The organism is Bacillus sp. V3B (assembly GCF_024494465.1).
Lineage (GTDB): Bacteria > Bacillota > Bacilli > Bacillales > Cytobacillaceae > Bacillus_BD.
Genome location: NZ_JAETXM010000007.1, coordinates 149,379 through 157,789, shown reverse-complemented (window position 1 = coordinate 157,789; position 8,411 = coordinate 149,379). Strand labels below are relative to the sequence as shown.

General features: G+C 35.7%; 6 protein-coding genes and 2 pseudogenes. 4 read left to right on the top strand and 4 right to left on the bottom strand.

What is annotated here, in order from left to right; translation table 11 throughout:
- Positions 1–345: 345 nt before the first annotated feature.
- Positions 346–858 carry a DUF3231 family protein gene (locus JMM81_RS10910; RefSeq protein ID WP_256241610.1) on the bottom strand — a complete coding sequence of 171 codons (513 nt, stop codon included), beginning with the start codon at positions 856–858 and terminating at the stop codon, positions 346–348.
- Positions 859–1,739: 881 nt separating this feature from the next.
- Between JMM81_RS10910 and JMM81_RS10905 the strand changes: the two are divergent.
- Positions 1,740–2,803, top strand: a pseudogene (locus JMM81_RS10905) (IS3 family transposase); the annotation flags it as partial.
- A 605-nt stretch (positions 2,804–3,408) separates the two neighbouring features.
- On the opposite strand, the gene JMM81_RS10900 reads toward JMM81_RS10905, so the two are convergent.
- Positions 3,409–3,588: a hypothetical protein gene (locus JMM81_RS10900; protein WP_256241603.1), complete on the bottom strand. Its 180-nt coding sequence runs from the start codon at positions 3,586–3,588 to the stop codon at positions 3,409–3,411.
- 444 nt (positions 3,589–4,032) lie between these two features.
- Here JMM81_RS10900 and JMM81_RS10895 point away from each other — a divergent pair, with 444 nt between their 5' ends.
- Positions 4,033–4,350, top strand: a complete 318-nt coding sequence (locus JMM81_RS10895; protein WP_256241602.1) for a Spo0E family sporulation regulatory protein-aspartic acid phosphatase — start codon at positions 4,033–4,035, stop codon at positions 4,348–4,350.
- Positions 4,351–4,451: 101 nt separating this feature from the next.
- Here JMM81_RS10895 and JMM81_RS10890 read toward each other — a convergent pair whose 3' ends face one another.
- Positions 4,452–5,624 (bottom strand): extracellular catalytic domain type 1 short-chain-length polyhydroxyalkanoate depolymerase, encoded by a 1,173-nt coding sequence (locus JMM81_RS10890; protein WP_256241601.1) that lies wholly within the window; start codon positions 5,622–5,624, stop codon positions 4,452–4,454.
- A 345-nt stretch (positions 5,625–5,969) separates the two neighbouring features.
- Here JMM81_RS10890 and JMM81_RS10885 point away from each other — a divergent pair.
- Positions 5,970–6,245, top strand: a pseudogene (locus JMM81_RS10885) (IS6 family transposase); the annotation flags it as partial.
- Between the two features lie 36 nt (positions 6,246–6,281).
- On the opposite strand, the gene JMM81_RS10880 reads toward JMM81_RS10885, so the two are convergent.
- Positions 6,282–7,618, bottom strand: a protein-coding gene (locus JMM81_RS10880; RefSeq protein WP_375162371.1) for an IS3 family transposase whose coding sequence is annotated in 2 segments (ribosomal slippage) — positions 6,282–7,231 and positions 7,231–7,618 — 1,338 coding nt in all. Because the reading frame shifts where the segments join, the coding sequence is not laid out codon by codon here.
- A 339-nt stretch (positions 7,619–7,957) separates the two neighbouring features.
- On the opposite strand from JMM81_RS10880, the gene yppF reads away from it, so the two are divergent.
- A complete protein-coding gene (gene yppF, locus JMM81_RS10875; protein WP_256241599.1) occupies positions 7,958–8,179 on the top strand; it encodes a YppF family protein in 222 nt (73 codons plus the stop codon).
- The last annotated feature ends 232 nt before the right edge of the window (positions 8,180–8,411 follow it).

Below are 8,411 nucleotides of genomic sequence, written 5' to 3'. Positions count from 1 at the left end.
AGGTTCTAGCAGGAAAAACGTCTGCTAGGTAAAATCTTCAACGTTCTTTCGTCCCACACGTATCGAAGTTGCTAATCCTTAGCTAAAGTAGGACGTGTGGCGAGTCAACGTACAAGTTTGCATGACCGGCAGGAGGCTAAATTAGTAACCGTCGGTGCGACGGGGTTAGCCTGCTCAATATCTGTTCGATAGAACCGAGTTCGCAGGAATCCCCCACTTCAAATTTCGTCAGAAATTAAGTGGTGGGTAGTTCAAGCTATTATGTCGCATTAGATCAGAACTGCGAAGGAAATAATAAGTTAAAAGCGGAAATTAAAAAATACCTCATGTGAGGTGTAGGCTTCACTAGCAATCTTTAGATTCACTATAGTGAAGTGGTGGAGGAATCAACCAACCTTTTTCCTTATTTAACTTTAACATTTTTAAGCCAAATTGAGCCTTGGCTAAATGAAACTGACCATACATCATGGCAATATCCTCTCGAATACTCTGGCCCATTACTTGGCTACAAGTTACTAGTGCAGCAGCAACGTCCTTGGAAACAGCTGCGCTAATTTCGGGATCAGTAAACCTCACCCCGACAGGGATATTCTCTAAATTTGCATTTGGACGATCTGGGGGTGCTGGTGGTAAGCCGATCCCATTTGTTTTAAGAAGTTCTTGCAATTGTTGGTTTTCGTTTTTCATACCTTGAATAGATTCTTCAATAAGTTTTTTTAAGTCATGATCACCTGTGTGATTAATATAAGACTGGTAGGCAGCAATAAGACCATTGTTTGTCAAAAGATGAGTCCAAGTTCCAATAACCTCACCATAGTGCATCGGTTCATCCTGTGGGTTACCACTTAAAATTCCCATTACTACACCCCTTATCATTTTTTGAACATTCATTTATTACTCCTTTTAAAGGATTAGAACACAAGTAATATTATTCAGTAATATGACGGGGAATATTCATTTTACATTAACTTTGTTATATGAGAGAAATAAATAGGATTAGAGGGACAAATATATTACTACTCAGTTCGAAAAAAGTTAATATTTGATCAATATTGCGACAAAGTTTGCATTATATTTAACAGGAAATACGACTAAAACTTACCGTATGTAAATCGAAATATCCAGAGGTACCAACACAAAACGTCGAATGAGAACAATAGCATTGTGAACTAATTCACTTTAAGTAACAGGGGCGTTACTTAAAGAAAAATAAGCTAGGTTGTATCTGTTTCTCTATTTTTTTATTCCATTATAGGGCGCCTTTCTTTGTGTGAAACGTTTCTAATTTAAATTGAGGATGGTCACATCTCTCTGGTAAAGGTTAGACAGTTCCATATTTAAGGAACTGAAGGGTTATATCGAAGAGTCAAATGATGGGGTAACGCCTTGAAGGGCTCTCTCTTAGTCGAATAGCATTTGATTTAGTAAGAATGATAATATTATAAGCTCGGTGAAAAGGCGTGAGAATTTACCGTAACAGGTTAAGCTGACGAAAGGCCTACCCGCGGGGGTGGTGTAAATCATGATGCTTGAGTTGAATGAATAAGGTGAGAATGTTTAAGAACCTATAATAAAAGGTTAAACTGACGAACTTCTGAATGGTGCGAGACGTTGTTGAATAGGCTACACTTAGTTGGACAGAATTTTTAAGGTCAAGTAGACTACAGATACTACATTTGAGGAGAATCTACATGGCCAAAAGAGAACGCTGAACATTTACGGAAGAATTCAAACAACAAATCGTGCAGCTGTACCAAAATGGGAAACCAAGAAAAGAGATTATTCGTGAGTATGGTCTGACTCCTTCTTCTTTAGATAAGTGGGTGGGTCAGAGTCAGAACTCTGGTTCTTTTAAAGAAAAAGACAATGTAACCGATGAACAAAAGGAACTGATGGAACTCCGAAAGCGAAATAAGCAACTTGAAATGGAAAATGACATTTTAAAGCAAGGAGCGCTGATACTAGGACGAAAGTAAATGTGATCAAGAATAATCAACATAAATACTCGATATCAGCCATGTGCAAAGTCCTGCAAATCCCTAGAAGCACCTATTATCATGAGGCGAAAGAAAGATCAACAGAGGATGATATTACTTCGGATATAATCGATATTTTCCATACGAACCGTCAGAATTATGGAACACGTAAAATTAAAGTAGAACTAAAGAAACGTGGTCTCATCGTTTCTAGATGAAGAATTGGCCGTATTATGCAAGAGCAGGGCCTTATCTCATCGTATACTGTAGCTCAATTTAAGCCTCATACCAAATCATGTAATGAATCCGAACAGAAAAATGAACTGAACCGCGCGTTCGACCAGGAAGAAGAAATGACAGTGGTCGTCAGCGATTTGACCTACGTAAGAGTCAATAAAAAATGGCATTACGTATGTGTATTTGTTGATCTCTTTAATCCAGAAATCGTAGGCTTCAGTACAGGACCAAACAAAGATGCATGACTCGTCTATCGTGCATTCGCCTCCATCAAGGTCGATCTCCGTAAAATCCAGCTTTTTCATACGGGTCGTGGAAATGAGTTTAAAAATAAGCTGATGGACGATGCTTTAAAGACATTTCATATTCAACGATCTTTAAGCATGAAGGGCTACCCGTATGACAATGCCGTAGCTGAAGCAACGTTTAAAATCATCAAAACAGAGTTTGTGAAAGGTCAACATTTTAATCGTTTAGAAGAATGAACAAGGGAATTACAGGACTATGTCCATTGGTTTAATCACATACGAATTCATGGGACACTTGGTTATGTAAGTCCGATTGATTACAACTTGAACACCTTAAAAAAGTTATCTAGTTTAGGGTTGACATACCAATGCCCTAAAAATAAATCTAAGGTGTTTAATATGAATGTTAAAATTGAAGATTCTAGCATTCCTTTATATAATCTTTCAGATACACATAATCACCTGCTAAAATGATCGCTATTGCAATAATATAGTTATAATGACATTTAATTGTTTTCTTGTTCACTAAAACTAATTTTTTCAGCTGTCTAATAGGTATTTTTTTTCTTTTGAAATAAGATCTTTTTTAAATCTTTACTCTCTATTAACGCCTTAGCAACCTTTACTACATATTTCTTTTCGTCCATATCTTTTGGACATTGTTCAACCAACGTGTTGAATGATAACCTAAACTTACCTAAAGCCTTTTGATAATAAAGGGATTTCATTTCTTAATTTTCCTTGTCCCAGCTGATTTTGTAAATCGAGAAGATCACTTTTAGGTAGCCCTATATCTTCTAATGTCTCTTTCTTTTTTTAAAAACAAAAGATGGAGCACTGGTTACACCTCGTTATCTTTTCCCGAAAGTCAGCTAATAGTAAGATTCGATAAAGGACATTAAAAAGTATCTATAAAGCCATCCCCTTTAACCTAAACTATTAAGTTATTATTTATAAATGACTAAGAAACGATCTCTTATAACAACCTCATCAATAATAACGATGGATCTAAATTTAATATCTAGAATCCTCACATCTTTCTGTTCTCTTAGCCAACAGTTTAATGTTTCTGAATCCTCAAATACTTTTACCTGAATTTCTGAATCAATAGCATTACATAAACTCATTTAAATCCCCCAAATAGTAAACTAAATCACCAATAAAATTATACCATATACCTGGGAATGATTATGTATATCTTATACTGAACTAGTTAGCATAAACCCCAATCCCATACATATCAAGGAATTGGAGTTTGCCCATTTTTTATCGTTTATGCAGGATTTTATCCATCATTGATACATCAACGTTTTCAGTTTATGAAGAAACCTGATGATTACATAAAAAAGTGGGGTTTTATGCAATTTCTTATAAAATTACCTGTCATCATTTGTCATTCCATAAGAACCTTTGTCATATGTATTCCCATTATGTAGAGTTTTTTGCATAATATTACTTGTATACTAATTAATTCATACACTAAACAATAAAAGATAATGGGCAATCAAGGGAGTTAGGATGAATGTTTTATATCAAAGTTGTAGATTTATTATAAAGGGAGAGTGTACTACATGACAGCTGTAGATTTATTTAAGTTTAATAATGATAGTATTAAAAATTTACATTCTACGTGGGTTACCTTTTTTGTATCTTTCTTTACCTGGTTCAACATAACACCTCTTTCTATGGATCTTATAGAGATAGATGAATTAGAGGACAGAATTAATCAATTGAAAAAGGAATTAATCCAGATTGCGGAAGAAACTGGCTTAAATAGCGATGATACCATTCGTTACAGTCAGAAGTTAGACGAGTTCATCATGAGGTATCAAAAACTAAAAATGAATACTACACAGAAGTTTGATGAAAAATCCTGTATTGTCACATGATGAATATGGGGTTTTTTTGCCTTTCTTTTGGTTAATGTGGTTTTGAAAAAAAGTTTGTTCAAAACCCTGTATTAATAGGGATGGTTCTTTAGTTTTTTGTTTTATTTTTTCTTTTTCATAAGTTTTGAGAGTAGGATGCTAAAAAAGTTCTTTTTTGGTGATTCGCTTGGTGATTCGTCCTGTGGTTTGACCGTTAACTCAATCGATGTTTTGACTGATGATTCAATTGGTAATTCCGCTGCTGTTTCAGTTGGTGTTTGGACAGGTTGATTGACTGGCAGCTCAACTGGTGCCGAGATTGGTTTTTTGGCCAGAGTCTCGATCAGTTTTTCTTCCGGCTGTTGTTGATGTTTACTAAAAAAATTCCATATAATTTCTGTTGCATTTGGACCCGAAGGGTCCGTGTAAGAACCATTCAGGCTTCCACCAGACCAGGTATGCCCCATTTTATCGATCATCCAAAGTTCCAATAATGGTTCGCTGTCCCCATCATTATATACATGTTGGGTATAGCTTTCTCCATTTATTATATCTGATTTGACCAGGGCAGGGGTAACATCAGCAAGGCCTATACCGCCTTCAACGAGAAAATTGGTTTGAGCCCATTGGGTGATAACCTGCTGGCCGTTAATGGGGTGGACCGTTGTATCACAGATCCCATGGAAAACAATCACCCGTATTTTTTTCTTATACTCTCCCATCTCTTGAAGTGCACTGTTTCCGCATGCATATGGGTCAGGCACGCCTTTCTCCATACTTTTTTTAGCTTCCTCAGCCATCGGGTCGGTTAGAAAAAATACATTGGCAGCGCCATAGGCTAGTCCCGAACAAATTCCGATACCGTTAAAGACATCTGGATACGTAACGCCAAGAATACAGGCTAGTGACCCGCCTGCTGATAAGCCCGCAGCGTACACTTTATTTGAATCAATCTTGTATTTACTTTTGACCTCATTAATAATCTCATAAATTAGCTTGGGATGTCCCTTCCCGCGGCGTTGATTTTTATCTAAAAACCAGTTCCAGCAGCCAAAGGGGTTATACCCGGCCAGATCTGAAGGGTTTAACAGATGGTTCATATCAGGATAGAGGACAAGGAATTTTTCCTTTTCAGCAAGCGTGTTCATGTTTGTGCCTGCAGCAAAGTCATTCGGATCTTGTCCACATCCATGAAGCATCACCAACAACGGAGACTCTTTATCTGAATTATATTCACCAGGGACATATAGCTTGTATTTAAAATCGTGATAAATAAAATCGAGAAATTCTCCCAAATCACTTAACCTCCATTTTTATACTCTATTTTCCTATCTTATTCCGGTGGTTGTCACAACATAAGTATTTATTTTACAAGTTTAACAAAAAACGAGGGATTTAGAGAGTAAAAAGTAGAGGGAAAAGCACAATGTTAGGACTAGAGTGGAAAATAGAGGAAGGAGTGACTGAATTGACTTCAGTCGCTGCTTTGTATTTTTGGAAGATAAGAAAGTATAAAGTTTTAACGTAGAGAACGGTCTAGCTCCAAAAGGATTCTGATGCAAAAACTTTTAAACACTTGCAAGTAATCTCTCAATCTTGGACATACTGATACTATCAGTATAAAAAGGATGTGTATCGGTATGAAGAAACCAGCGGAATTCAAATGGAAGCATTATCAGCCTGACATTATCTTATTAACAGTAAGATGGTACCTACGGTACAACTTGAGCTTTCGTAATTTGGTGGAAATGATGGAAGAGCGTGGCCTATCGATGGCTCACACAACGATTATGCGTTGGGTTCATCAATATGGACCGGAATTAGACAAACGCGTCCGTCGTCATCTCGAACAAACCAATGACTCGTGGAGAGTGGATGGAACGTATATAAAAGTAAAAGGTCAATGGATGTACTTAAATTGTACCCTTTGTAAAGGACATTTTTGAAAAAGGTCATGCCACATGGAGAAGATGATTTCTATATTGTACAGGAGTCATCTTCTTTAAGTTCCATTGGTACCTGAAATTGTTATAGTACGTCATATATCTTTTGATTTCTCTTTTAAGTTCTTCCAGCGTATTACACGGCTTTATATAGGCTTCATCTTTGAAGTGACCAAAGAAAGACTCCTGGGGAGCGTTATCCCAACAGTTTCCTCTTCTTGACATTGATTGTCCAAGGCCCAGTTTTCTTACGCGTTTCTGAAAGGTTGGACTTGTATAATGGACTCCTTGATCAGAGTGAATAAAAGCTCCTTCTGCAAACTTTCCTCGTTTATTCTTTATTAACTTTACTAATGTATCTGTAGCTAAATCTAATGTCATTCTACTGGATACGTTATAGGCAAGTATTTCATTCGTTGAACTATCTTTAATGGTGGATAAATAAGCCTTCTGTCCATTACCGTAATATAAATATGTAATATCAGTGAGTAGTACTTTTCCCGGAATTGCTTGTTTAAACTCTCGGTTTAATAAATTGGGCAGTACATTGTGTTCTTGATTGGCTTTCAACATTTTCTTGTAAGGATTAGCTCTTCTAATAGGACATACAATTTTGTATTTCTTCATAATTCTTGGAATTCGCTTCAAATTGTAAGTCATTTGAAACTGTCCTTCTAGTGTCATCTTAATCTGGCGCGCACCCTTTTTACGGCGTTTAAAATTAAAAGCCTTTAAAATATTTCCTTTAAGGATCAAGTCAACTTTTTCTCGTTTCGCTCTTCTTTCCTGAGATTCTGGAGAAAAATAATTATAATAACCTGAGCGCGAAATCCCCGAAATTTCGCATAAGAGACTTATCATCTTTTTGAGTTCATACTTTTCGATCACTGAACGTATTAAAAGAAACCTCTGTTCGGCAGAAACTTTTACTCGGTTTTCTCCAGCCCCCTTTCCATCAGGTCTAACTTTTTTAGTAACTCGTTCTCAGCTCTCAACAATTGAATTTGTGCTTCTAATCTAGCATTCTTTTCTTCTAGAGAAAGCTCCTTCTGAGTTGGTCTCCCCGAATTATCTCTACGCGTATCCCTAAGTCCCAATACTCCTAATTTATTATAAGCAGTACGCCATCTGGAGGCTGCCCTTTGTACTCTGACAATACCAATGACTTCAATATCAAAACCATTCTCCTCGAAAATCTTTCTTGGCAACTTTCCATTTCCATTTTCAGCTATACAAATCCTCTTAAATTCGTCTGTATATGTAATACCCTTTGAACTTACAGATTTAACATATGGATTATTAGATAGTATTTCTATTTCTTTCTCAGTAAAGTGTTTTTTTGGCATTTAATTGTTCTCCAGTTCTCCCATTTTTTTCATTATACATAAAAGTACCCTATAGGGCAGACCTTTTTTAGTGTCTACTCTATAGGGTACAGTTTATTTAGATACCCAACCTTTTTTGTTAGTCTCCTCATCAAACCTTCTCTGATTCGTCGCTCTCTCATTCTATGTAGTTAGACTGAATGGTACGAGTGCGTAACGATCTACCTTGCACTATTATTAATATGTAAAAAAATACCTCGTGATTGAATTTTTAAAAAAATAAACTTAAAACGATATACATGTTATAGTAATTGCAAACGCATACATTGTTCAAAAAAACTGATGAAATGAGTGAGTACTATGTTAATAGAAAACTTGATACATCGTTTTGAACTAGTAAAAGAACGAAACCCATTACATGCCAATGAATTACTAGATTATATTCAAAAAAGTTATATTTATGGAGAATTATCTATTGTTGAATATAAAAAACTTTTTTTTGAACTAGACAAACTTAAAGCAAAAAAGCCAAATTCATTTTTTGTAAAACAAGACCTTTTTCTTTTGAAAAATGCAAATTAAGTTCTACAATCTAACAAATCACATTTTTAGTTAATATAATCGTTGTAGCTTTCTATAAAGTTTGATTAAAAATATCGCGTAAATTCCCGATTAACGGCCAAATAAAAAGAATCCATTTTGAAAAAAGATTGATCAAAATGGATTCTTTTCATATTCAGCGAGAGAACTATTTTATAAAAAAGTTTGATCATTTTAAATTGGCTGGTTTAGTTGAATAAGAAGTAAGAGACGA